Origin of the sequence: Actinoplanes solisilvae (genome assembly GCF_003999975.1) — a bacterium.
Classification (GTDB): Bacteria; Actinomycetota; Actinomycetes; order Mycobacteriales; family Micromonosporaceae; genus Actinoplanes; species Actinoplanes solisilvae.
This window is the reverse complement of sequence record NZ_RJAC01000011.1, coordinates 53198-77530: the sequence shown is the minus strand read 5'-3', so window position 1 is coordinate 77530 and position 24333 is coordinate 53198. Positions and strand designations below refer to the sequence as shown.

Genomic DNA, 24333 nt, shown 5'->3' with positions numbered 1-24333 from the left:
TCCTGCTAATCGTCGATGTCAGCGGGTAATAGGTGGGTAATTTCCGGCGGCCCCTCGGCCAGGGCCCGGGCGCGTTCCTCCACCTCCTCGTCGCTGCCGGTCAGCCGCCCCTCGTGCTGACGCAGATGGTCCTCCCACGTCGGCACCTGATAGACCTCGACGTAGCGGACCGGGTCGGCCCCGTCGCGGAACAGCCCCCACCGGGTCGCCCCCGTACGCAGCCGGGTCAGCCGTACGCCGTCCATCGCCGTCACGAACTCGGCGGCCCTCTCGTCCCGCACCCGATAGGCCGCGGAGACCAGCACCGGCCCCTCCTCGGGGCGCGGTTCGAGCATGATGTGCGGCTCGGCCCAGAAGACGGCCGGGCTGCGGTCGGCGTCGTCGTGCTCGTGCACCGGCAGCCACGGGACGGTCGCCGTGCCCAGCAGCATCACCACGGCCGCGGCCACGAAGGTCACCGGCAGCCCGGCCACCTCGGCGACCTGCCCCCACAGCAGCGCGCCGAGCGCCTGCGCCCCGGCGAAGACGACCTGATAGATGCCGAAGCCGCGGGCCCGCACCCAGTTGGGCAGCAGCAGTTGCAGGGTCGCGTTCATCCGCGAGACAAGCGTCATCCAGGCCGCCCCGGCCAGCACCAGCACGACGGCCACCGGCGCGAAGTGCGGCACGAGCGCGACGACGGCCAGGGCCCCGGCATAGATCAGGCCCGAGACCAGGATCAGCCGGTTGGCCGTCATGATCCGCCGGATCCGCGGCATCAGGAGGGCTCCGCCGATCGCGCCCACCCCGAGCGCGGCCAGCAGCACGCCGTAGCCGCTCGCGCCCAGGTGCAGCTCCTGGTGGGCGACGACCGGCAGCAGACCCCACACGACGCTGCCGGGCAGTACGAACAGGATCACGCGGATCAGCAGCCGCCGGACCGTCGGCGCGTAGCGGACGAACTGCCCGCCGGCCCGGATCGCGGGCCCGAACCGCTCGGGGTGACTCGGTCCGCGGCGCGGCGGGCGGCGCCAGAAGAACAGGGTCACGGCGAAGATCCCGTACGAGATCGCATTGAACCCGAACACGGCGGCCGAGCCGATGTGGGCCACGAGCAGGCCGGCCACCGCGGGACCGGCCGAGCGGGCGAGATTGGTGTTCACCGCCCCCAGCGCCGACGCGGCCGGCAACTCGGCGCGCGACACCACCTCGGGGATCACGGCCTGCCAGGTGGGCAGGGTCAGCGCCTGACCCACCCCGAGCAGAAAGGTGAAGAACAACAGCAGCGGCGGCGGCATGCGGCCGAGGGCGGTCAGCACGGTGAGCAGCGCCCCGACCAGGAACAGCATGCACTGCACGGCCAGCAACAGCCGGCGACGATCGAGTACGTCGGCGATCGCACCGGCCGGCAGGGCCAGCAGAAGCACCGGCAGCATCGTCACGGTCTGCACGAGGCTGGTCCAGGTGGCCGCCCGCGGCTCCCCCACCACCAGCCACTGCGCGCCGACGGTCTGCATCCAGGTGCCGACGTTGCTGACCAGCACCGCGATCCAAAGCGCCCGGAACACGCGCCCCCGCAACGGCCCCCACGGCGAGTCCACGGGAGGAACCTATCGGCGGCGCGCTCCCGGCCCGGGATAAGGCCAGACTTCCTTAAGCCTTGCGCTCCTGACGCAGGCGGCGGGCCTCGCGCTTCTCCTCGAAGCGGACGGCCTGGGCCTCGAGCTCGTCCATGTGAAGGGCGAGCTCGTCGCGGGCCTTCTCGCCGTCGCCGTCGAGGTCGGTGCGGCCGAAGACGTTCCACTGGCGCAGCACCGGCTGCAGGACCTCGTCGCGGTGCTGGCGCAGGTCGTAGATGCCGGCCAGCGCGATCGACAGGGCCTTGCGGCCGAAGCCGTCGATGTTGGCGCCGGGCATCTCGAAGTTGGCGACCACATCGGTCACGGCGCGCATCGACTGGTTGGGGTCGAGGTCGAAGGCGGCGGCCAGCAGGTTGCGGTAGAAGACCATGTGCAGGTTCTCGTCAGCCGCGACCCGGGCCAGCAGTTGCTCGGCGATCGGGTCGCCGGTGGCCTTGCCGGTGTTGCGGTGCGAGATGCGGGTGGCGAGTTCCTGGAAGGCGACGTACGCGATCGAGTGCAAAATCTCGTCGTGCGCGTTGGTGTAGCCCGACTCCATGTGGGTCATGCGGGCACGCTCGAGGGCGGTGGGGTCGACGGCGCGGGTGACGGTCAGGTAATCGCGCAGGGCGATGCCGTGCCGGCCCTCCTCGGCGGTCCAGCGGTGCACCCACGTGCCCCAGGCGCCGTCACGGCCGAAGAGCGTGGCGATCTCGTGGTGGTAGGAGGGCAGGTTGTCCTCGGTCAGCAGGTTCACGATCAGCGCGGTGCGGGCCACGTCGGGCAGCGGGGAGTCGGCCGGGGTCCACGGCTCGCCACCGAGCAGGCCGTCGAAGGTGCGACCCTCGCTCCACGGCACGTACTCGTGGGGGAACCATTCCTTGGCCAGCGACAGGTGCCGGTCGAGATTCTTGGCGACGACGGGCTCCAACTCGATGAGCAGCGCGGTCTGGTCCAACGACATAAAGATCACTCCCTACGGTGGCGTAACTTACGGCACCGTAGGTAAGGGTACCCCTCCTGATGTGCGCAAACCTGCGGACCCCGGCGACCTCGACGAGGATGAGGGAAAGTTCGCCGACCGAACCGCACCCGATCGACCTCGCGGTCCAGGGCTTCCGCACCACCGCGATCCGCGGGACGACCACCGGCGGGCCGCCCACGCAGATGCGGCGGATGGGCTGATCAACCGGCGGTGACCTCGGGGCTCAGGTCGGCGACCGGTGGCTGCCACGTGGTGGCGTCGGCGTCGACCTGCTCACCCGAGCGGATGTCCTTGACCGTGTCGTTCTCACCGGGGAACCAGACGTACGGGATCCCGCGCCGGTCGGCGTACTGGATCTGCTTGCCGAACTTGGCCGCCGTCGGCGCGACCTCGGTCGGGATACCGCGCTTGCGTAGCGCCCCGGCGATCCGGTCGCAGGCCGTACGCTCCTGCTCGCTCGGCACGGCGACCAGCACGGCCGTCGGCACCGAGCGCGACACCTTCAGCGCGTCGTGCCCGAAAAGCAGCCCGAGCAGCCGGGTGACGCCGATCGAGATGCCGACGCCGGGGAACTTCTCCTTGCCGGTCGAGGCCAGGTTGTCGTAGCGGCCGCCGGAGCAGATCGAGCCGAACCGCTCGTAACCCTCGAGCTGGGTCTCGTAGACCGTGCCGGTGTAGTAGTCGAGCCCGCGAGCGATCTTCAACTCGGCCACGACCAGGCCCGGAGCGTGCTCGCGAGCCGTCTCGACCACCCGCACCAGCTCGTCGAGACCCTCGTCGAGCAGCGGGTCGCTGACGCCGAGCTTGCGCACCGCGTCCACGAAGGAGCCATCCTCGGACGAGATCGCGGCCAGCTCGAGGCACGCGTCGGCCTGGGCCTGGGTCGCCCCGGCCGTCTCGATCAACAGCGCGGCCACCTTGGCCGGGCCGATCTTGTCGAGCTTGTCGACCGTACGCAGAACCTGGGCTGTGTCCTCAAGACCGAGCCCGCGGTAGAAGCCCTCACAGACCTTGCGGTTGTTGACCTGGATGCGCACCGCCGGGATGGGCAGGCCGCTCAGCGCGTCCCCGATGACCAGCGGCATCTCGGTGTCGTAGTGGAACGGCAGCGTCTCGCGGTTGACCACGTCGATGTCGGCCTGCAGGAACTCGCGATAGCGGCCCTCCTGCGGCCGCTCGCCGCGCCACACCTTCTGGATCTGGTAGCGCTTGAACGGGAACTGCAGCTTGCCGGCGTTCTCGCCGACGAACCGGGCGAACGGCACGGTCAGGTCGAAGTGCAGGCCGAGCTGGTCGTCGTCCTTGGCGTTCTCGTCGGCCTGCAGGCGGCGCAGCAGGTAGACCTCCTTGGACGTCTCCCCCTTGCTCAGCAGCGTGTCGAGCGGCTCGACCGAGCGCGTCTCGAGAGGGGCGAAGCCGTAGAGCTCGAACGTCGTGCGAATGCGGTCGAGCACACGCTGCTCGATCATGCGCTGGGCGGGCAGCCATTCGGGAAAACCGGAAATGGGCATACTGGGAATCTCCTCAAAGAAGTCTTAGAGCCCACGGCCGGGCGCGGCAGCCAGTTCCCGCAGGTACGGGTTCTGGGCGCGCTCGCGGCCGATGGTGGTGGCCGGTCCGTGGCCGGGCAGCACGACGGTGTCGTCGGCCAGCGGCAGGATCTTGTCCCGCAGGCTGGTCATCATCGTCGGGGTGCTGCCGCCCGGCAGGTCGGTGCGTCCGATCGAGCCGGCGAAGAGGACGTCCCCGGAGAGGCAGAGCTGCTCCGCGTCGTAGGAGGTCCCGGCGCCGGGCAGGCGGAAGAGCACCGACCCGCCGGTATGGCCCGGGGCATGATCGACTGTCACTTCCAGACCGGCGAGGGTCAGCGTGGCGCCGTCGGTCAGTTCGGCCACGTCGTCGGGCTCGGTGTACGTCAACCGACCGCCGAAGAGCTGGTCGAGGCCGGCGCCCAGGCCCTTGGCCGGGTCAGCCAGCATCTCGCGGTCGGCGGGGTGCACATAGGCCGTGATGCCGCGCGCACCGCAGACCGGGGCGACCGAGAAGGTGTGGTCGAGGTGGCCGTGGGTGAGCAGCACCGCGGCCGGGAAGAGCCGGTGCTCGGCGAGCACCTCGTCGAGCTGGTCGAGCACGCCGATGCCGGGATCGACGATCAGGCACTGCTCACCCGGGCCGGCGGCGACCACGTAACAGTTGGTGCCGAAGGCTTGCGCCTCGAAGCCGGTGACGAGCACGACAGGCCCTCTCTGTATTCAGGTACGAATCGTAACGATCCTAGTCCGGCGGGCGCACACCACTTTCTCAGGAGGTACCCGTACACTCTTGCGGGCGTGTGACACGGGCCGTACGAGAGGACAACGTTCGGTGGCATCCAGCAAGGACCGGCAGCGCAAGCTGGCGCGGGCGAAGCTCGATCGGCAGATGGCGCGGCGGGCTGTCAAGGAGCGCCGCAGTCGTCGCGTGCTCGCGGGCGTCGGGTCGGTGGTCGCCGTTCTTCTCGTCGTCGCCGGCGTGGCGTGGATCGGCGGGGCGTTCGACTCCGACCCCACGACCGACGCCGCCGACCAGGACCTCTGCCTGTGGACCCCGCAGAACGCGTCGACGAACTCGAACCTGAAGGACGTCGGCACGCCGCCGACCAAGAACATCCCGACGCTGGGCACCGAGACCATGACGATCAGCACCAACCAGGGTGAGCCGGTCGTCGTGGGTCTCGACCGGGAGCTCTCGCCGTGCGGCACGGCCGACATCGGCTACCTGGCGAGCAAGAAGTTCTACGACAACACGGACTGCCACGAGATCACGACGTACGGGGCGCTGCGCTGCGGTGACCCGAGCGGCACCGGTCTCGGCGGCCCGACGTACAGCATCTATAACGAGAACCTGCCGACGGTCCCCGAGCCGACTCCAAGCGCCAGCGCGGCTCCCGGATCGACTGCCGCACCGCTCTACCCCAAGGGCACGGTCGCGTTGATCGGTAACCCGCCCGGCACCAACGGCAGCCAGTTCCTGATCTTCTTCAAGGACTACAGCCCGGCCAACCCCGAATTCTCGATCGTCGGCAAGGTGACCGGCGGGCTCGCCACGGTGGAGAAGATCGGCAAGATCTCCACGTCGAACAACGAGGCGGGCGAGAAGGTCCGGCCCTCCCAGAAGATCACCATCAAGACCCTGACCGTCGGCGACGCCCCCGTGGCCGCCGCTCCGTCGGCCAGCGCACAGTCCTAAGGCCCCCAAGCAGGCTCAGCCCCAAGGCCGACCACTCAGCAGGAGGAACACGGTGTCGTCGATCAAGGACCGGCAGCGCGCGGCGGCGCGGGCCCGGCTCGAGAAGGAGATGGCCGAGCGCTCCGCCGCCGCTCGCAAGCGCCGGCAGCGGCAGGCCATCATCGGGTCGGCGATCGCGGTGGTGCTGATCGCCGGCGTCGCCGTGTGGATCGCGACCTCGCTGCAGGACGACAAGCCCACCAAGAACACGGCGGGCGGCGTGCCGGCCGGTCAGGTCGCCTGCACGTGGACGCCCGACCAGGGCGGCGGCAAGGTCAAGGACGTCGGCACCCCGCCGGCCAACGTGGCCAACACCGGCATGGCCACGCTGACCATCGACACCAACCTCGGCCCCATCAAGGCGACGATGGACCGCAGCAAGGTGCCGTGCACGGCGGCCAGCTTCGAGTTCCTCTCGGCCAAGAAGTTCTGGGACAACACGAAGTGCCACCGCCTGGTCAACCAGGACCAGTTCAAGGTTCTGCAGTGCGGCGACCCGTTCGCCTCCGGCAAGGGCTACCGCGAGACCGACGGTCAGGGCGGCCCGAGCTACACGATGGCGGAAGAGAACCTGCCGACCGACACCCAGAAGCCGTACCCGGCGGGGTCGATCGCGATGGCGAACACCGGCCAGCCGGGCAGCACCGGCAGCCAGTTCTTCATCGTCGCGGCCGACACCCAGCTGCCGGCGAACTACACCCTGCTCGGCACGATCACCGAGGGCATGAACATCGTGCAGGAGGTGGTCAAGGCCGGTGACGACGGGGCGTTCGCCCAGCAGGCCGGTGGCGGCCACCCCAAGAAGGAGATCGACATCAAGAAGATGGCGGTCGCCGCGGCCTGATCGGAATTTTGAAAGGGGGCGGGCTTCTTCGGAAGCCCGCCCCCTTTGCTATGCCCCTGAGGTCACGCGGTAGGCGTCGAAAACGCCGTCGACCTTGCGCACGGCGGCCACCAGGTGGCCCAGATGCTTCGGGTCGGCCATCTCGAACGTGAACCGGCTGACGGCCACACGGTCGCGGGTCGTGGTGACCGTCGCGGAGAGGATGTTGACCCGCTCCTCGGACAGCACCCGCGTCACGTCGGCCAGCAGCTTGTGCCGGTCGAGCGCCTCGACCTGGATAGCGACCAGGAACGTCGACGCGCTGGTCGGCTTCCAGGTCACCTCGACGACGCGTTCCTGCTGGTCACGCAGGTCTTCGGCGTTGGCGCAGTCTTCCCGGTGCACGCTGACGCCGCCCGAACGGGTGACGAAACCGAACACCGCGTCACCCGGCACCGGGGTGCAGCAGCGGGCCAGCTTGACCCACACGTCGCTGACCCCCTTGACCACGACGCCCGGGTCCTGCGCGGAGCTGCGGTTGCGCGGCGGACGGGTCGCGACGGCGGTCTCGGCGATGTCCTCGACCGCGCCCTCTTCACCCCCGAAGCCGGCAACCAGCTTCTGCACGACGGACTGGGCGCTGACCGTGCTCTCGCCGATCGCCGCGTAGAGCGAGGCGACGTCGGCCAGGTGCAGGTCGCGGGCGATGGTCGTGAGGTTCTCGTTCGTCAGCATGCGCTGCAGGGGCAGGCCCTGCTTGCGCATCGCCTTGACGATCGCCTCCTTGCCGACCTCGATCGCTTCCTCGCGGCGTTCCTTGTTGAAGTACTGCCGGATCTTCGTGCGCGCCCGAGGGCTCTTGACGAAGCCGAGCCAGTCCTGCGTCGGGCCGGCGTTGGCCGACTTCGACGTGAAGATCTCGATGACGTCGCCGTTGGACAGCGTCGACTCGAGCGGCACGAGCTTGCCGTTGACCCGCGCGCCGATGCACTTGTGCCCGACCTCGGTGTGCACCGCGTAGGCGAAGTCGACGGGCGTCGAGCCGGTCGGCAGCGGGATGACGTCGCCCTTGGGCGTGAAGACGTACACCTCTTGGCTGGACAGATCGAAGCGCAACGCGTCGAGGAACTCGGACGGGTCGCTCGCCTCGCGCTGCCAGTCGAGCAGCTGCCGCAGCCAGGTCATCTCGTCGATGTGCGCCGGCGGGCCGACGATCGTCGCGCCCTTCTGTTCCTTGTACTTCCAGTGGGCGGCGATGCCGAACTCGGCCGTGCGGTGCATGGCGAACGTGCGGATCTGCATCTCGACCGGCTTGCCGGTCGGGCCGATGACCGTCGTGTGCAACGACTGGTACATGTTGAATTTCGGCATCGCGATGTAGTCCTTGAACCGGCCCGGCACGGGCTGCCAGTTCGCGTGGATGACGCCCAGCGCGGCATAGCAGTCGCGGACCGTGTCGACCAGGATGCGCACGCCGACGAGGTCGTAGATGTCGTTGAAGTCGCGGCCCCGCACGATCATCTTCTGATAGATCGAGTAGAGGTGCTTGGGGCGGCCGGTGGTCTCGGCCTTGATCTTCGCCGACTTGAGGTCGAGGCTGACCCGGTTGGTGACCTGGCGCAGCAGGGCCTCACGCTGCGGCTGGTGCTCCCCGATTAGGCGGTTGATCTCTTCGAACCGCTTGGGGAACAGGGTGCCGAAGGCGAGGTCTTCCAGCTCCCACTTGATCGTGTTCATGCCGAGGCGGTGAGCCAGCGGCGCGAGGATCTCGAGGGTCTCCTTGGCCTTCTGCTCCTGCTTGGCGCGCGGGAGGAAGGTCAGGGTGCGCATGTTGTGCAGCCGGTCGGCCAGCTTGATGACCAGCACGCGCGGGTCCTTGGCCATGGCGACGACCATCTTGCGGATCGTCTCTGCCTTGGCCGCGTCGCCCAGCTTGACCCGGTCGAGCTTGGTCACGCCGTCGACCAGCAGCGCCACCTCGGGGCCGAAGTCGGTGCGCATCTGCTCGAGGCCGTAGTCGGTGTCTTCGATCGTGTCGTGCAGCAGGGCCGCGACAAGAGTGGTCGTGTCCATGCCGAGGTTGGCCAGGATCGTCGCCACGGCCAGCGGGTGCGTGATGTAGGGGTCGCCGGACTTGCGGTATTGACCGGAGTGCCAGCGGGCGGCCACGTCGAAGGCGCGCTGCAGCATGCGGCCGTCGGCCTTGGGGTGGCTGGCCCGGTGGGTGGCGATCAGCGGCTCGAGAACCTCACTGACCTGGGTGCTCTGCCAGGGCGCGTTGAACCGCGCCAGGCGGGCCCGCACCCGGCGGCCGGTGGGCGCGCTGGCCAGCCCGAACCCGCCGGGCTCACCGCCGGGCGGCATCGGCTGAGTGGCCTCGTCGGCCGCCTCAACCGCCGCCACCGTGGGAACCTCGTCGGCGGGCGCAGGCGCGCCGGAGCCGTTCCGTGAGTTCTCGGTCGGCTGCACCGTGCCCTCCGCCGGAGGGACGACGTCGCTGGACACCGGCCTCCTCACACCTTCGCTCGTGACCCGGCCGGGGATCGCCGGCCGGAGAAGTCCAGGGTTGCTCACCTGGTTAGGAACGCCATCCTACCCGCACACTCTTCCCCGATGGCGCGCCTGAACCTCCGAAAGAACCGGGCCCACGCCGGGCAAATGCCTATCAAACGGTCAGTAGCGCATGGACCGTACGCGAACCGAGACGCTCGCGGCCCTTCAGGAACGCCAGCTCCATCAGCACCGTGAAGCCGGCGACCGTACCGCCGGCCCGCTCGACCAGCTCGAGGGCCGCCCCGGCCGTGCCCCCGGTGGCGAGCACGTCGTCGACCACCAGCACCCGCTGCCCGGCGACGAACGCGTCCTCGTGCACCTCGAGGGTGGCCTCGCCGTACTCCAGCTCGTAGGAGACCGCGATCGCGGGCCGCGGAAGCTTGCCGGCCTTGCGCACCGGCACGACCCCCACCCCGGCCGCGTACGCCACCGCGGCGGCCACGACGAAGCCCCGCGCCTCGACCCCGGCCACCACGTCGAACGTGTCCTTGCCGTAGTGGGCGACGATCCCGTCGATCACCGTGCGGAACGCCGGCCCGTCGGCGAACAGCGGCATCAGGTCCTTGAAGACGATGCCCGGCTTGGGGAAGTCGAGCACGTCGACCGTGCCGCCCGCGACGACCGCGGCGAGATCGAGTTCATCAGTCACGCGCGTCAGCGTAACGACAAAGGGGGCGGCCGGATCACCGGCCGCCCCCTTGTCGCGTCAAGCGTCAGCGTCGCTTAGTGCCGCCGCTGGGGCGGTTGCCGGCGCCGCCGGTGCGTCCGCCACGGTTGTTCGTGTTGCGCTTGGCCGTCGGACGGCTGCCGGGCCGCGGGGCGGCCGACGCGAGCGCCGGAGCCACCTCGTCGGACTCCGACACGTTGGCGTCACGGCCGGTGCGCTCACCACGCGGAGCCACGTCGCCCGAACGGACCGAGGCCCGCCGCGCGAGGACCCGGGCGGTGTGCGCCTTGATCTTCGGCTCGCGGTCCTTCAGCAGGGTCAGCACCGGCGCCGCGAACATGATCGAGGCGATGACGCCGAAGCCCATGCCGACGAAGAGCACCAGACCGAGGTCCTTCAGCGTGCCCGCGCCGAGCAGACCGGCCCCGATGAAGAGCAGACCGCCGACCGGGAGCAGCGCCACCAGACCGGTGTTGAGCGAGCGCATCAGGGTCTGGTTGACCGCCAGGTTGGCGGCCTCGCTGTAGGTGCGGGTGCTGCCCGCGGTGATACCGCGGGTGTTCTCCTGCACCTTGTCGAAGACCACCACCACGTCGTAGAGCGCATAACCCAGGATCGTCAGGAAGCCGATCACGGTCGACGGGGTGACCTCGAAACCCACCAGCGAATAGACGCCGGCCGTGACCACGAGGTCGAGCAGGAGCGAGGCGACGGCGGCGACCGCCATCCGCCACTCGAACCGGACGACCAGATAGATCATCACGATGATCAGGAAGATCACCAGACCGAGCAACGCCTGTCTCGTGACCTGACCACCCCACGCGGCCGACACCTGGTCGTCACTGACCTCCTCGGCCGAGACCTTCAGGTCGGTGACGAGGGCGGTCTTGGCCTCCTCGGCCTGCTGAGCGGTCATCGCGGTGGCCCGGACGGTGAAGCTCTTGCCCTGGCCGGCCCGGCCGACCTCCTGCGCGGCGCCGACCTCGGCGCCCGGGTCGACCGACTGGATCGCCCGCTGGACCGCGTCGGACACCTCACCCTGGGTCAGGGTGCGCCCGTCCGAGGTCGTCGCGGGCACGCTGAACGACGTGCCACCGGCGAACTCGATGCCGAGGTGGAACCTCTGGATCGAGATGCTGGCGATCGAGACGACCACGAGCGCGGCGGCGATCAGGAACCAGAGCTTGCGCCGGCCGATGATGTTGATGTTCGCCTCACCCGCGTACAGCCGGGCGGCGAGACCTTGGCGGGCCATGTCAGGCCTCCTTGGGGTCGGTCGAAGCGTTGCGCAGCACGCGGCCGAGACCGCTCACCCGCGGCGAGAGGAACGCCTTGGTCCGCGCGAACATCGTCATGATCGGGTGACGGAAGAGGAACACCACGACCAGGTCGAGCACGGTCGACAGACCCAGCGCGAAGGCGAAGCCCTGCACCGCGCCGACCGAGACGATGTAGAGCACCACGGCGGCCAGGATGGTGATCGTGTTGGCCGAGATGATCGTACGCCGGGCACGGGCCCACGCTCGTGGCACAGCGCTTCGCGGACTTCGACCCTCGTGGATCTCGTCTTTAAGACGTTCGAAGTAGATGACGAACGAGTCAGCCGCGACACCTAGTGACACGATGAACCCGGCGATGCCCGCCAAGGTCAGCGTGAAGCCCACCGTACGGCCCAGGAAGACCAGCGCGCCGAACGTGAGCAGACCCGACAGGATCAGGCTCAGGAAGATGACCGAGCCGAGCAGGCGGTAGTAGAAGAACGCGTAGATCGCGACCAGGCCCATGCCGATCGCGGCCGCGAGCAGACCGGCCTGGAGCTGCTGGATGCCCAGCGTCGCCGAAACCGTCTGAGCCGGGCCCGAGGTGAAGGTCACCGGCAGCGCGCCGAAGTTGAGCTGGTCGGCCAGCTGACGGGCCGAGGCCGAGGTGAACTGGCCGGTGATCTGCGAGGTGCCGGTCAGCACGCCCTGGATCTGCGGGGCCGAGATGATGTTCTTGTCGAGCACCACGGCGACGGCACAGTGGTCAACCTGGCCGTAGAGCGCCTGCGCGGCGACGAAGCAGGGAGCGGTCGAGGTGGCCTCGAACGCCTGCCGGGTCAGCGCCGCCCACTTGGTCGAGCCCGCGCTCGTGAAGTCGAGCGAGACGACCCACTGGCCGGTCTGCTGGTCGAGCTGCGGGCTCGCCTTCGAGATGTCCTCACCGACGACCGGCGCCTTGTCGAGCAGCACCTTGGCGCTCTGGTAACACGCGACGGCCTGAGCGTCCTTGTTGTCGATCGCGCCGTTCGGCCGGGCGTCGAGCTGCTGACAGCCGATCGTCGGCACGTTGAACTGCATCTGCGGGGTCAGAACGTTGACCTCGTCGCCGCTGAGCTTGGCGAAGTTCGCGAACGGCAGGCCGGCCTTGGTGTCGGTGCTGAGATCGACCGGGGTCGTCAGCTTCTCGGCCGCGGCCCACGCCGCGGCGCCGACCTTCTTCTCGACGGCGGCGCGCTGCTCCTGCACGCCGGCGGTGGCCGGCACGGGCTCGCTCGCCGCCGGGGCCGACGCGCTCGGGCTCGGGGTCGGCGTCGGGGCCTTGACGACCTCGCCGCCACCCTGACCACCGGTCGACGGGCTGTTCTGCACGGCCGGGGCGCTCGCGCCGTTCGACGGCGTGGTGCCGGCCGGCGCCGAGGGCGGCGCGGACGGCGCGCCGGAAGGCGCGGCCGACGGCGGGTTCAACGCCACCGAGGCGACGTCGCCCGTCGTGCCGATCAGCAGGCGGAACCGCATCTGCGCGGCCTGCGACAGGTCTTTGAGCTGGTCGTCGGCCTTACCGGCGAGGGAGACCACAATGTTTCGGTCACCCTGGATGACAACCTCGGCCTCGGAGACACCGAGAGCGTTGACCCGCTCCTCGATGATGCCGCGGGCCTGCTCCAGGCTCTGCTTCGACGGCACCTGGCCGCCCTGCACCGAAGCGATGTAGGTGGCCTGGGTGCCACCCACGAGGTCGAGGCCGAGCTTGGGGTGCAGGCGGTCCATGAAGCTGCCGCTCGCTCCACCGGCGAAGAAAACCAGCAGATACAGGACGACGAAGATGGCGCCGAGCACGGCAAGCTGCCGTCCGGGATGCATCTGTCCCTGTGGTGGTCGTGCCACGGCTTTAGGTCTCCCTGTGTGTTACGGCATCTTTGTGGGTACCGCGGTAGCGGTGCCCGTTTTATACACCAGGCGGCGGCCGGATGTGGGCCCCACGAAACGGCCCGGCGACGTGATGCCGCGCGGGCCGGCCCGAAGAGTAAGTCAGTCCTTCTTACGCGTGTCGGTCACCGGGTTGACGATCGGCTCCTCGACGGCGGGCTCGGCGATCGGCTCGTCCTCGACCGGCGCCTCGGCGGCCGGCTCGGGCACGACCCGCGCGATGGCCGGACGCGCGAACTGCACCTGCACACCGTCGGCGATCTCGATCGTCACGATGTCGTCGGAGACGGAGACGACAATGCCGTGCAGGCCGCCGATGGTGACGATGTGGTCGCCGGGGCCGAGCGTGTTCTGCATCTGCTGGGCCTCACGGCGACGCTTCTGCTGCGGCCGGATCATGAGGAAATACATCACACCGAAGAGCAGAACGATGAGGAGCAGGGGCGTGAAGCTGCCGCCGCCCGATGCTTCGGCTGCCAGGTCGTCCACGAATATGCCTTCCGTTGGCCGTCCACGGCGCTCCGCGCCACCGACGGCGATAAACAACTCCCGGTTGAACGGCGGCGAGTCTAATCGGTCAACCTGGGAAGTCCGAATGCGGCACACATCACGTTCGCATTACGAGGGGATTTCATGCATCCCGTGCGAACAAATCTCCTTGGGCCGTGCCCGATGGCGGTGTCTTTCCGAGATGAAGCCAACCCGCCTCGGTGGCGACACGACCCCGCGGCGTACGGGCCAGAAGCCCGGCCCGCACCAGGAACGGCTCGCAGACCTCCTCGACCGTGTCGGACTGCTCCCCCACCGCCACGGCCAGCGTGGACAGGCCGACCGGACCGCCCCGGAACGACTCGATCAGCGCCCGCAGCACCGCCCGGTCGAGCCGGTCGAGACCCAAGGCGTCGACGTCGTACACCTTGAGCGCCTCCCGGGCGGTGGTCTCGGTCACGATGCCGTCGGCGCGCACCTCGGCATAATCCCGGACCCGCCGCAGCAGCCGGTTCGCGATGCGCGGCGTACCCCGCGACCGCCCGGCGATCTCGGCCGCCCCCTCATCGGTGATCGGCACCCCGAGAATGCGGGCCGACCGGTGCAGCAACGCGTCGAGATCGGCCGGCGAATAGAAATCGAGGTGTGCGACGAAACCGAACCGGTCGCGCATCGGCCCCGACAGCAACCCGGCCCGCGTGGTCGCCCCGACCAGCGTGAACGGTTCGACGTCGAGCGGGATGGCGGTCGCCCCCGGCCCCTTGCCCACGACGACGTCGACCCGGAAGTCTTCCATCGCGCTGTAGAGCAGCTCCTCGGCCGGCTTCGCGATGCGATGGATCTCGTCGATGAACAGCACATCCCCGGGCGCGAGACCGGTCAGGATCGCCGCGAGATCCCCCGACCGCTCGATCACCGGCCCACTGGTCGTCCGGATCCCGGTCCCCAGCTCGGCCGCCACGATGTTCGCCAGAGTGGTGTTGTGCACGACCAGGTCGTTCACAGTGAACGTGTGATCGTCAGCGACGGTCAGACACCGGCATTCCGTCAGACCAGCGGGCTCCACGGACGCAACCCGGTCTGGCGCCAGCCGCTCATCGAAGCGGTCCCGGCGCGGCGCCCACTCACGCAACCGCACACCGCGCTCACCGATCGGTGTGACCCGCTCGGCGAACCGCGCCGCATCGTCCTGACTGGTGATCGACAAACGCCACGACTCATGGAGGCGGCCCTGGTAGCGGCCGCGCTTCAGCTTCAGGCGCGATTGGATGCCCAGGCGGAGCAAAAGGTGCTGGGTGTCTTCGAGGAGACCGCGGGAGACGCTGTAGAACTCGATAACCACGTCGTAGCGGTCGCTCCCACGGCGGCTCACCGTGCCGTCGCACGCGAAATAGGCAGCAAGAAAGGCACTGACCTGCCACTCATCGCCCTGGAAGACGAACCTGGGCACTCTCTTGAGCCACGCCGTCTTGTCGATCAAGCCGGTTTCGGTGAGCCAAGGCTTCAGCCCTGAGATCCGCACCAACTCGCTGCGTGCCGAGTTGGGCCGGGTGATGTGCGAATACCCGAGACGGTCACAGACGGCGCGGAAATCGTCCAGCACCGTGGCATCGCCTCCGGTGAAGGTGACCTGGTTGCTGGTGCATCCGTCGCCGACCATGTAGCCGGCCAGGCGGAACTCGTCTGACTCCTCGGTCGCCTCGGCGACGGTCACCGGGGACAACACGTTCGCCAGCGTGTCCTGGGGGGTGAGGTCGCCCGCTTTGACCCAACCCTCCGTCGTCCAGAACGGGTGGTCCGGCGCCGCGACGACCTCGCGGCCGGTGGTCGTGCGGATCCGCACGGAGTCGAGTTCGCCCTGCTCATGCACGGCGAGAACGGCGGCTGCCTCACCCGTGCGGGTGATGACCTGATCGCCGACGACGATGTCGCCGAGGCGGCGCCGCGAGCCGTCGCCCATCAGCACCAGCGCGTCCACCGACACCGGCTTGCCCAAGCCAGGGGGCCCCGAGAGCAGAATGTGGTCGGGTGGGGTGCCGCGGCCCATCGCGCCCTTGAGCAGCAGTTCCAGCTGGTCGCGGACGCGGTGCTGGGCGATGAAGTCGGCCAGGCGGCGGGGGCGGACGCTCGCTTCGGCATCCAGATCGTCGTCGCCGGCGTCGGCTGAGACCAGCTCGCTCATCGGGCCTTGCCCAGCAGGCGGATGGCCTGACGCAGCAGCACGGGCACCGCGGGCACCTCGCCGTCGATGCTCTCGGCGACCGCGGCGACGGCCTGGTCGGCCTGGGCCGCCGACCAGCCGAGGGCCAGCACGCCTTGACGCACCTGTTCCTGCCAGGCGCCGCTGAGCACGCCGGCCGGGCCGTCGCCGAGGGGCAGCGGGCCGACGCGGTCGCGCAGTTCGAGCACGAGCCGTTCGGCGCCCTTCTTGCCGATGCCCGGCACCCGGGTCAGCGTGGCCAGGTCGCCGCCCGAGATGGCCCGGCGTACGACCTCGGGCTGGTGCACGGCCAGCACGGCCTGGGCGAGCCGGGGACCGACCCCGCTGGCCGTCTGCAGCAGCTCGAAGAGGTGCTTCTCGTCGTCGTCGGCGAAACCGTAAAGGGTCAGCGAGTCTTCCCGCACGACCATGCTGGTGGCCAGCCGTGCTTCGACGCCCGCTTTCAGGCCGGCCAGGGTCGCCGGGGCGCACTGCACCTGCAGACCGACGCCGCCGACCTCGATGACGGCGCTGTCCGGCGCGATCGCCGCCACCACCCCACGCACGCTGGCGATCATCGGCGAATTCCCCTCTTGTTCGCCGCGGTGGCGGCTTTGTGCGCTTTGTTGGCCGCGGCAACCGCGGCGGCCTGAATGCGGGCGCGCGTGCCGCCCCGCCAGATGTGGCAAATGGCGAGGGCGAGAGCGTCGGCAGCGTCGGCCGGGCGGGGCGGCTCGTCGAGCGCGAGCAGCCGGGTGACCATGGCCGTCACCTGAGCCTTGCCGGCCGTGCCGGAGCCGGTGACCGCCGCCTTGACCTCGCTGGGCGTGTAGGTCTGCACGGGCAGCCCGGCCCGCGCCCCGGCGAGCACGGCGACGGCGCTGGCCTGGGCCGTGCCCATCACGGTGCGCACGTTGTGCTGGGAGAAGACGCGCTCGACGGCGACGCTCTCGGGTTGGTGCTGGGCGACCAGTTCGCCGAGAGATTTGTCGAGGTGCAGCAGCCGCAGCGCGATGTCTTCGTCGGGCTCGGTGTAGACCACGTAGTAGGCGACGAGCTTGCACTGCCGGCCCGGCACGCCCTCGACGACCCCGACCCCGCAACGGGTGAGTCCCGGGTCGATCCCGAGTACGCGCACCACGGACCTCCCCATTTCACGTACGTGTGTTCGACACCCTAATACCCGGGCCTCTTGCGCCCCGCAGCGACACGCCTCGACCATGGGGAGCGGGGGTGAGCGTCATGTACCTCGTTCCGCCCATGGCCGAGGAGCCGCCGCACGACTACGTCGTCTTCGTCGCGACGTACCTGGCTGACCTGCGCAGTTCGACGTCCCGTCTGGTCGGCGGCGACCCCGAGGCCGAGCATCTCTACATGGACGTGCTGGCCGACGTGGCCTGCCATTGGCGCCGCCTGTCGTGGCGCCGCCGCCTGCTGGGCCGGCCCTACGCAGCCCGCGATTACCTTCAACACCGTTTGGACGTACGCACGAAGCAATGGCGCGACGACCAGATGTACGAGGTCGACGTGCGGGTGCTGCGCCCGCAGCCCTATGCCCCGGCCCTCTATCGCCGCGGCGGCAGCATCGCCCTGCTCAAAGCCCCCCTGCTGGCCGACACTCACCGCGCGGGCGCGATGGCCACCGCCGACGCCGGCATCGCATGGTGCCAGGCCTACCGCCGCCAGCAGTGGCATGCGATCGGTCGCCGCGTGGCCCTCGGAATCCTTCTGATTCTCACGCTGATCCAAACAATGTCGGCGATCTCCGTCGACTACTGAGCGGGGCCGGCGACAACGCACCGGCCCTCGCTCAGGAAACGGTTCACAGATCGAGCCGGGTCATTGCCTACCGGCCCAACACGCTGGTATCGACGAGACATTCACGCCCCCGGTCGATCGCATCCAGATCGAGCAGCCCTTCCCGGACCATGCGCTGGATGCTGTCGTAGGCGCGAAGGCGGCGTTCCCGCCTCTCTTCCACCAGCCGCCGGAGCGCAATATTGATCACCTCGGTATTCGATTCGACGCCGACCTGCCGGCGCGCTTCTTCGAGCAGGTCTTGATCAACCCCTCCTGGAGGTCGGGCTTTTCGGCCAGATCCGTCATCGGCTCCTCCTCGGGCTCCATCGGACCACCCACCTCCAGACCAGTAGTCGAGCGACCAGATGTCACGAGTCAAGATGAGGATATTCGCGTTCGAGGTCGGAGAGGAGGACATTTCGCTCACGGCCGTAGATCGGCTCGCCGCCGGCCAGCAGGAGGCGGTGGACGAGCACGAAGGCGTCGTCGTCGGAGCGGTCGGGGGCCTGGTCGACGATCCAGTACTCGGGGATGCCGTGCTCGGCGTACCAGGCGGCCTTGTCGGTGTATTCGCCGTTGACCGAGTTCTCGGACACGATCTCGACGACCAGGCTGAACGACGACGCCGGCAAATTGGAGTAGGTGGCCAGCCCGGGTGGCAGGCGGGTGACGACACCCAAGTCGGCCAGACGGTTGTCGCGCGGGCGGTCGCCCCTGATCCCAGGATCGACGAAGGCGTTCAGGCCCGCCTTGTGCAACATCGTCACCAGACGCATCGACATCTCTTTGTGCCAGAAGCTCGTCGGCGCGGCGATGACGAGATTGCCCTCACGCAACTCGTATCGGTAGTGCTTGGGCAGGGTGGCGAGGTCTTCGATATCAAGATCCTCGATCGGCGGCAACCAGAAACGGGTCATGGCGGAGCACCTCCACGCCGAAAGACTCGGTCCCGTCACCATACTGGTCACACGACCAGGTGTCAGGCCTCGTTCTTCGCCCGGTACTCGGACTCGAGCTCGGACAGCCGTGCCGACCGAACCTGAACGTAGTGAGGGAGGTCGCCGGTCAGCGCCAGACGGTGCAGATGAACGATGGCGTCGTCGTGTGAGCGTTCGACGTCGCGGTCGACGATCCAGTATTCCGAGATGCTCCGCTCGGCATACCAGCGGGCCTTTTCGGTGTACTCGCCGTTCTCTGAGTTCTCCGACACGATTTCGATGATCAACTGGAACGCGGATCCTGGCAGGTTCGAGAAATCGGCCACGTCAGTCGGCAGATGGGCGACGACACCGAGGTCGGGCAACCGAAGATCACGCGGCCGGTCTCCGCGGATTCCAGTGTCCTGGAGGACCTCGAAACCGGCCGCGTAAAGCATCAGCAGGAGCCGCCGGGCCATGAGTTTGTGCCAATAGGTCGACGGCGTCATGACGAGGAGGTTCCCCGCGTGCAGCTCGTAGCGGAATTCCTTGGGCAAGGAGGCGAGATCATCGACGTCGAACTCCCCGATCGGCGGCATCCTGTAGTCAGACATAGCTGTAGCCACCCCCTTACCCTACTGGTCGCTAGACCAGATGTCACGCGTCAATAGCGGCCAGCACGTCGTCGCTGATGTCGGCGTTCGTGTAGACCTCTTGGACATCGTCGCAGTCCTCGAGGGCGTCCACCAGCTTCATGACCTTGCGGGCGCCGTCCTCGTCGACCTCGACGTTCATCGTCGGGATCAGGGAGGTCTCGGCCGAGTCGTACTCGATGTTCGCGTCCTGCAGGGCCTTGCGCACGGCGGGCAGGTCGGTCGGCTCGAAGACGATCTCGAACGACTCGCCGATGTCGTTGATCTCTTCGGCGCCGGCGTCGAGGACGGCCAGCATCAGGTCGTCCTCGCTGATGCCCTCGGACGGGACGATCACGACGCCCTTGCGGTTGAACAGGTACGACACGCTGCCGGCGTCGGCGAACGTGCCGCCGTTGCGGGTCAGGGCCGTGCGCACCTCGGTGGCCGCGCGGTTGCGGTTGTCGGTGAGGCACTCGATCAGGATGGCGACACCGTTCGGGCCGTAGCCCTCGTACATGATCGTCTGCCAGTCGGCGCCGCCGGCCTCGAGGCCCGAGCCGCGCTTGACCGCGTTGTTGATGTTGTCGTTGGGGACCGAGCTCTTCTTCGCCTTCTGGATGGCGTCGAACAGCGTCGGGTTACCCGCCGGGTCGCCCCCACCGGTGCGCGCCGCGACTTCGATGTTCTTGATGAGCTTGGCGAACATCTTGCCGCGCTTGGCGTCGATGACGGCCTTCTTGTGCTTGGTCGTCGCCCATTTACTGTGGCCAGACATGCAACAACCTCCGTGGTCTCAGGCGGCCTGGCGGACCATCTCGACGAAGTACCGATGAACACGCAGGTCACCGGTGAGCTCCGGGTGGAAAGCCGTGGCGAGCAGGTTCCCCTGCCGAACGGCCACAATCCTACCGGCGGCCTGACCGTCTCTGACGCGGCCCAACACCCGCACGTCGTCGCCGACCTCCTCGACCCACGGCGCGCGGATGAACACGGCGTGAAAATCCCCGCCCTCGATGCCCTCGATCGGCACGTCGCCCTCGAACGAGTCGACCTGCCGCCCGAACGCGTTGCGGCGCACGGTCATGTCGATGCCCTGGAACGACTCCTGGTCGGGGCGGCCGTCGAGCACTGTCGTGGCGAGCAGGATCATGCCGGCGCACGACCCGTAGACCGGCATGCCGTCGGCGATCCGCTTGCGGATCGGGTCGAGCAGCCCGAACGAGACGGCCAGCTTGCTGATGGCGGTCGATTCTCCGCCGGGAAGGACCAGGGCCTCGACGTCGGCGAGTTCCTCGGGCCGGCGGATCTGCCGGGCCAGGACGTCGCTCTCGGCCAGCGCGGCGAGATGCTCGCGCACGTCTCCCTGCAGGGCCAGCACTCCGATGTTCACGTTTTCCAGCTTAGGCTCGGGTCGTGTTCGCTCTGCGCAGGGTGCGTGACCACATCGACCGTCACAGCACGGCGCCCCTCACGCTGACCGATCTGGCCACGCTGGGCGGCATGTCCCGGTTCCATCTCGTACGAGCGTTTCGTGCGACCTACGGCGAGACACCGATCCGCTACCTGTCGCGCCGCCGCATAGCCCGGGCCCAGGAGATGCTGCGGTACGCCAACCTGACCGTCACCGAGGTCTGCATGGCGGTCGGTTACACGTCGCTGGGCTCGTTCTCGACCCGGTTCAGCGAGCTGGTCGGTGAGAGTCCGGCCGCCTACCAGCGCCGCTGGGCCTCGGGCACGCCCCGCATCCCGGGCTGCTGGCTCTTCATGCACGGCGTGATCGCCGCAAAACCGGCCGGAGCAATTTCGGAGAAGCCCGGAGCCGCCCCGGGCCCTAGCGTCGAGGCATGATTCTCAACGTTTCGCTGATGACCGTCTACTGCCTTGACCAGGACGCCACCCGCGACTTCTACGTGCGCCATCTCGGCTTCGAGCCCCGCGTCGACTCGCGGATGGGCGAGATGCGCTGGGTGACCCTGGCCCACCCGAACCAGCCCGAGCTGGAACTGACCCTGATGACGCCCGGCCCGCCGCTGTCGCCCGCGGCCGCCGACTTCATCCGCGGTCAGCTCGAGTCGGGCCAGATGGGCGGTTTCGGCCTGCGCGTCGACGACTGCCGCAAGACCCACGCCGAGCTGGCCGCGGCCGGCGTCGAGTTCCTGCAGGAGCCGTCCGACCGCCCCTACGGCGTCGAGGCCGTCATGCGCGACAACACCGGCAACTGGCTGGTCCTGGTCGAGCCGAGAAGCTTCGGCCCGGCCTGACAATCCGCACGACGCCCGTGGACAACCGCTGGAGAGCCTCCGGGTCGAGGTCTGCGCCGGGAAGCCCGGTGCAGGCATCCGGTTCGCGTGGCCGGTCGCGGTGACCGGCTGGTCGCCCCGAGCTGCCCGAGGTTGTCCACAGGCAGCTCGGCCGGGCATCCACAAGCGGCGCCCGGGTGGCGGCAAGGCCACTTGGGGGGCGATTGGCCATCGGCCGGGACGACGCGCGCGGCTAAATTCGGGGCACCAAACCTGCTTCGAGGAGCCACCATGTCTGACAATCAGCCCGCAGTCGGGACCGCTCGGGTCAAGCGCGGAATGGCGGAGATGCTCAAGGGCGGCGTCATCATGGACGTCGTCACGGCCGAGCAGGCGAAGATCGCCGAGGACGCCGGGGCCGTGGCGGTCATGGCACTCGAGCGGGTGCCGGCCGACATCCGCGCTCAGGGCGGCGTGTCGCGCATGTCCGACCCTGACATGATCGACGGCATCATCAACGCCGTCTCGATCCCGGTGATGGCCAAGGCGCGCATCGGGCACTTCGTCGAGGCGCAGGTGCTGCAGGCGCTCGGGGTCGACTACGTCGACGAGTCCGAGGTGCTGACCCCGGCCGACTACGCCAACCACATCGACAAGTGGAACTTCACGGTTCCGTTCGTCTGTGGCGCCACCAACCTGGGCGAGGCGCTGCGCCGCATCACCGAGGGCGCGGCCATGATCCGTTCGAAGGGCGAGGCCGGCACCGGCGACGTCTCGAACGCGACGACCCACATGCGCAAGATCCGCCAGGAGATCCGCCGTCTGCAGACGCTGCCCGAGGACGAGCTGTTCGTCGCGGCCAAGGAACTGCAGGCCCCCTACGATCTGGTGCGCGAGGTCGCCGAGGCGGGCAAGCTTCCGGTGGTGCTGTTCACCGCGGGCGGCATCGCGACCCCGGCCGACGCCGCCATGATGATGCAGCTCGGCGCCGAGGGCGTCTTCGTCGGCTCGGGCATCTTCAAGTCGGGCAACCCGGCCCAGCGCGCCGCCGCCATCGTCAAGGCCACCACCTTCCACGACGACCCCGACGTGCTCGCGAAGGTCTCCCGTGGTCTCGGCGAGGCCATGGTCGGCATCAACGTCGAGGACGAGCCCGTGCCGCACCGCCTCTCCGAGCGCGGCTGGTAACAGCAGCCTTTTTCAACCCCAACGGGCCGTGGTGGTCGGTGACGCTTCGATCAGACCGACTCGAGGGGAGCCGCTCGCTCGGCCGGGGCGGCACCGGGAGCGGGAGCGGGGATCGCCGGGGGCATCGAGGGCTCTTCGATGTCGAAATATTGCGGGCGCGGGTATTGGCGGGCCATGCGCAGGGCACGCACCAGCGGGCGGCGGCGCGAGGTCAGGGCGTCGCGGACCAGGTCGGTGTGCACCTGGCGGGCCAGCACCACGCGGCGGCTCGAGGCGACCAACGTGCGGGTGGCCGGGTCGGGGCCGGCCAGCGGGACGGCTTGCAGCTGGCGGGTCAGGTCGTTCTCGGCGGACTCGCGCTCGTCGGGGTCGGCGTCGAGCGCGAGGCGGGCGGCCGCGTAGAGCTCGATGATCTCGGCCTGTTCGGCGACGACGGCGGCGGCGGCGGCGCGGCGCATCAGGTGGGCGTCGAGGGCGCGCTCGGCCGACTGGGCCCGCACGTGCACCCGCTCGACCCGGTGGGCCGTCCAGCCGAGGTAGATCGCGAGCAGCACCACCGCCGCGACAACACCGACCGTCCACCACATGGCGGGAATCGTAGTGCCCCGGCGCCCGGCCGTGTCAGGTGCCGGAGCGTGGTTCCGCCCACTCGTCGTCCATGACGCGACCGTCGGTGGCCTCGATCGCCGTGGCGTACACCTCGAGCACCCGACGGGCGACGCTGGGCCAGTCGAACGCCGCCACCGCCTCCCCGGCCGCCTCAGCCAGCTCACGACGGCGCGCACCGTCGTCGAGCAGGGCGTCGAGCAGCACACACAGGGCGTCGGCGTCCCCGGCGGGGAAGAGCGCCCCGGCCCGGCCACCGTCCAGCACGCGGCGGAACGCGTCGAGATCACTGGCCGCGATCGCCGTGCCGGCCGCCATCGCCTCGGTCAGGATCATGCCGAAGCTCTCACCACCGGTGTTCGGTGCCACATAAACGTCCACGCTCCGCAACATGCGAGCTTTGTCCGCTTCAGTCACTAAACCGAGAAATATCACTCGATCGTGCAGATCAGGCGGAATTTCGTCGTAAAGCTCGTCGCGGTCGCCTGGACCGGCCACCAGGAGCCGCAAGCCTGGCCGCTGCCGGGCGAGCGCGACAAAAGCCGTACGCAGAATGTCGAAGCCCTTCCGAGGCTCGGTGAACCGCCCGAGAAACCCGAGCGTCCCACCCTCCCCCGGCCATCCTTCCAACGGCGACGCCGCGGCGAACTTCGCCACCGCCACCCCGTTGGGGATCTCCACCGCTCCCCCGCCCAGATGCTCGACCTGCACCTTGCGGGCCAGCTCGCTCACCGCGATCCGCGCCGTGATCTTCTCGACCACCAGTTGCAGCATGCCCTGGGCCACCGAGAGGAACTTCGACCGCGTGATGGCCGTGTGGAACGTCGCCACGACCGGCCCGCGCGCCGACAGCACGGCCAGCAGCGACAGGCTCAGCGTCATCGGCTCGTGCACGTGCAGCACGTCGAACTGCCCGGCCTTGAGCCAGCGCCGGACCCGGGCCGTCGACACCGGCCCGAACGCGATCCGCGCCACCGACCCGTTGTAGGGCAGCGGCACGGCCCGCCCGGCCGAGACCACGTACGGCGGGAGGTCGGCATCTTCGTCGGCCGGCGCCAGCACGCTCACCTCGTGCCCCAGCCCCATCAGGGCCTCGGACAGGTCCATGATGTGGTTCTGCACGCCGCCGGGCACGTCGAACGAGTAGGGCGAGACGATCCCGATCCGCACGGCAATC

Annotated in this window: 25 protein-coding genes and 2 pseudogenes; 7 read left to right on the top strand and 20 right to left on the bottom strand. The window is 69.1% G+C overall.

All coding sequences use genetic code 11. From position 1 onward, the window contains the following. Positions 1 to 5: 5 nt before the first annotated feature. Together EER30_RS25640 and EER30_RS25635 are read right to left on the bottom strand one after the other, a co-directional pair. The gene (locus tag EER30_RS25640; RefSeq protein WP_127503150.1) at positions 6 to 1580 is read right to left on the bottom strand and encodes an MFS transporter; all 1575 of its coding nucleotides are present in this window, start codon (positions 1578 to 1580) and stop codon (positions 6 to 8) included. A 52-nt stretch (positions 1581 to 1632) separates the two neighbouring features. Next, the gene (locus tag EER30_RS25635; RefSeq protein WP_127503149.1) at positions 1633 to 2562 is read right to left on the bottom strand and encodes an acyl-ACP desaturase; all 930 of its coding nucleotides are present in this window, start codon (positions 2560 to 2562) and stop codon (positions 1633 to 1635) included. Positions 2563 to 2660: 98 nt separating this feature from the next. Here EER30_RS25635 and EER30_RS49445 point away from each other — a divergent pair, with 98 nt between their 5' ends. Continuing rightward, positions 2661 to 2783, top strand: a complete 123-nt coding sequence (locus tag EER30_RS49445) for a hypothetical protein (RefSeq protein ID WP_255436880.1) — start codon at positions 2661 to 2663, stop codon at positions 2781 to 2783. On the opposite strand, the gene hisS is transcribed toward EER30_RS49445, so the two are convergent. Beyond that, on the bottom strand, positions 2784 to 4094 hold the full coding sequence (hisS, locus tag EER30_RS25630) for a histidine--tRNA ligase (protein ID WP_127503148.1): 1311 nt from the start codon (positions 4092 to 4094) through the stop codon (positions 2784 to 2786). A 24-nt stretch (positions 4095 to 4118) separates the two neighbouring features. Next, on the bottom strand, positions 4119 to 4817 hold the full coding sequence (locus EER30_RS25625) for an MBL fold metallo-hydrolase (protein WP_127503147.1): 699 nt from the start codon (positions 4815 to 4817) through the stop codon (positions 4119 to 4121). A 130-nt stretch (positions 4818 to 4947) separates the two neighbouring features. Here EER30_RS25625 and EER30_RS25620 point away from each other — a divergent pair, with 130 nt between their 5' ends. Both EER30_RS25620 and EER30_RS25615 read left to right on the top strand, forming a co-directional pair. Beyond that, on the top strand, positions 4948 to 5811 hold the full coding sequence (locus tag EER30_RS25620; RefSeq protein WP_127503146.1) for a peptidylprolyl isomerase: 864 nt from the start codon (positions 4948 to 4950) through the stop codon (positions 5809 to 5811). A 52-nt stretch (positions 5812 to 5863) separates the two neighbouring features. Beyond that, positions 5864 to 6694 carry a peptidylprolyl isomerase gene (locus EER30_RS25615; protein ID WP_127503145.1) on the top strand — a complete coding sequence of 277 codons (831 nt, stop codon included), beginning with the start codon at positions 5864 to 5866 and terminating at the stop codon, positions 6692 to 6694. A 48-nt stretch (positions 6695 to 6742) separates the two neighbouring features. On the opposite strand, the gene EER30_RS25610 is transcribed toward EER30_RS25615, so the two are convergent. From EER30_RS25610 to ruvC, 9 genes and pseudogenes are all read right to left on the bottom strand, one after another. Beyond that, entirely contained in the window at positions 6743 to 9178 is a 2436-nt protein-coding gene (locus tag EER30_RS25610) for a RelA/SpoT family protein (RefSeq protein ID WP_127503144.1), read from the bottom strand. 160 nt (positions 9179 to 9338) lie between these two features. Then, a complete protein-coding gene (locus tag EER30_RS25605) occupies positions 9339 to 9875 on the bottom strand; it encodes an adenine phosphoribosyltransferase (RefSeq protein ID WP_205650415.1) in 537 nt (178 codons plus the stop codon). 64 nt (positions 9876 to 9939) lie between these two features. Then, entirely contained in the window at positions 9940 to 11148 is a 1209-nt protein-coding gene (secF, locus tag EER30_RS25600; RefSeq protein WP_127503142.1) for a protein translocase subunit SecF, read from the bottom strand. Between the two features lies 1 nt (position 11149). Beyond that, positions 11150 to 13015, bottom strand: a complete 1866-nt coding sequence (gene secD, locus EER30_RS25595; RefSeq protein ID WP_127503324.1) for a protein translocase subunit SecD — start codon at positions 13013 to 13015, stop codon at positions 11150 to 11152. 168 nt (positions 13016 to 13183) lie between these two features. After that, positions 13184 to 13570: a preprotein translocase subunit YajC gene (gene yajC, locus EER30_RS25590; protein ID WP_240670298.1), complete on the bottom strand. Its 387-nt coding sequence runs from the start codon at positions 13568 to 13570 to the stop codon at positions 13184 to 13186. A gap of 142 nt (positions 13571 to 13712) precedes the next feature. Continuing rightward, a pseudogene (gene ruvB, locus EER30_RS48895) lies at positions 13713 to 14588 on the bottom strand (Holliday junction branch migration DNA helicase RuvB); the annotation flags it as partial. 153 nt (positions 14589 to 14741) lie between these two features. Then, positions 14742 to 15752: pseudogene (locus EER30_RS48890) on the bottom strand (LAGLIDADG family homing endonuclease); the annotation flags it as partial. Next, positions 15749 to 16348 (bottom strand): Holliday junction branch migration protein RuvA, encoded by a 600-nt coding sequence (gene ruvA, locus EER30_RS25575; RefSeq protein ID WP_127503141.1) that lies wholly within the window; start codon positions 16346 to 16348, stop codon positions 15749 to 15751. The gene ruvA and the pseudogene EER30_RS48890, both read right to left, overlap by 4 nt. Continuing rightward, positions 16345 to 16908, bottom strand: a complete 564-nt coding sequence (gene ruvC, locus EER30_RS25570; RefSeq protein WP_127503140.1) for a crossover junction endodeoxyribonuclease RuvC — start codon at positions 16906 to 16908, stop codon at positions 16345 to 16347. Before ruvC ends, ruvA begins: the two co-directional genes overlap by 4 nt. A 95-nt stretch (positions 16909 to 17003) precedes the next feature. Between ruvC and EER30_RS25565 the strand changes: the two genes are divergently transcribed. Then, positions 17004 to 17549, top strand: a complete 546-nt coding sequence (locus EER30_RS25565; RefSeq protein WP_127503139.1) for a hypothetical protein — start codon at positions 17004 to 17006, stop codon at positions 17547 to 17549. Between the two features lie 67 nt (positions 17550 to 17616). Here EER30_RS25565 and EER30_RS25560 read toward each other — a convergent pair whose 3' ends face one another. The 5 genes from EER30_RS25560 to pdxT all read right to left on the bottom strand — a co-directional run bounded on the left by EER30_RS25560 (position 17617) and on the right by pdxT (position 20512). After that, on the bottom strand, positions 17617 to 17949 hold the full coding sequence (locus EER30_RS25560) for a type II toxin-antitoxin system VapB family antitoxin (RefSeq protein WP_164842479.1): 333 nt from the start codon (positions 17947 to 17949) through the stop codon (positions 17617 to 17619). Then, a complete protein-coding gene (locus EER30_RS25555; RefSeq protein ID WP_240670297.1) occupies positions 17939 to 18487 on the bottom strand; it encodes a Uma2 family endonuclease in 549 nt (182 codons plus the stop codon). The genes EER30_RS25560 and EER30_RS25555 overlap by 11 nt, the downstream gene beginning before the upstream one ends. A 62-nt stretch (positions 18488 to 18549) precedes the next feature. Further along, complete coding sequence (locus tag EER30_RS25550) at positions 18550 to 19101, bottom strand: Uma2 family endonuclease (RefSeq protein WP_127503136.1); 552 nt, start codon at positions 19099 to 19101, stop codon at positions 18550 to 18552. A gap of 43 nt (positions 19102 to 19144) precedes the next feature. Next, positions 19145 to 19897, bottom strand: a complete 753-nt coding sequence (locus EER30_RS25545; protein WP_127503135.1) for a YebC/PmpR family DNA-binding transcriptional regulator — start codon at positions 19895 to 19897, stop codon at positions 19145 to 19147. An 18-nt stretch (positions 19898 to 19915) separates the two neighbouring features. After that, positions 19916 to 20512 carry a pyridoxal 5'-phosphate synthase glutaminase subunit PdxT gene (gene pdxT / locus EER30_RS25540; RefSeq protein ID WP_127503134.1) on the bottom strand — a complete coding sequence of 199 codons (597 nt, stop codon included), beginning with the start codon at positions 20510 to 20512 and terminating at the stop codon, positions 19916 to 19918. Positions 20513 to 20535: 23 nt separating this feature from the next. On the opposite strand from pdxT, the gene EER30_RS25535 reads away from it, so the two are divergent. From EER30_RS25535 to pdxS, 3 genes are all read left to right on the top strand, one after another. Continuing rightward, positions 20536 to 20970: a helix-turn-helix transcriptional regulator gene (locus EER30_RS25535; protein ID WP_127503133.1), complete on the top strand. Its 435-nt coding sequence runs from the start codon at positions 20536 to 20538 to the stop codon at positions 20968 to 20970. Continuing rightward, positions 20967 to 21383 (top strand): VOC family protein, encoded by a 417-nt coding sequence (locus tag EER30_RS25530; protein ID WP_127503132.1) that lies wholly within the window; start codon positions 20967 to 20969, stop codon positions 21381 to 21383. The genes EER30_RS25535 and EER30_RS25530 overlap by 4 nt, the downstream gene beginning before the upstream one ends. Positions 21384 to 21653: 270 nt before the next feature. Further along, entirely contained in the window at positions 21654 to 22550 is an 897-nt protein-coding gene (gene pdxS, locus EER30_RS25525; RefSeq protein ID WP_127503131.1) for a pyridoxal 5'-phosphate synthase lyase subunit PdxS, read from the top strand. Positions 22551 to 22600: 50 nt separating this feature from the next. Here pdxS and EER30_RS25520 read toward each other — a convergent pair whose 3' ends face one another. Then, positions 22601 to 23146 (bottom strand): hypothetical protein, encoded by a 546-nt coding sequence (locus EER30_RS25520; protein WP_127503322.1) that lies wholly within the window; start codon positions 23144 to 23146, stop codon positions 22601 to 22603. A 25-nt stretch (positions 23147 to 23171) separates the two neighbouring features. After that, on the bottom strand, positions 23172 to 24326 hold the full coding sequence (locus tag EER30_RS25515; RefSeq protein WP_127503130.1) for a glycosyltransferase family 4 protein: 1155 nt from the start codon (positions 24324 to 24326) through the stop codon (positions 23172 to 23174). Positions 24327 to 24333 lie beyond the last annotated feature (7 nt).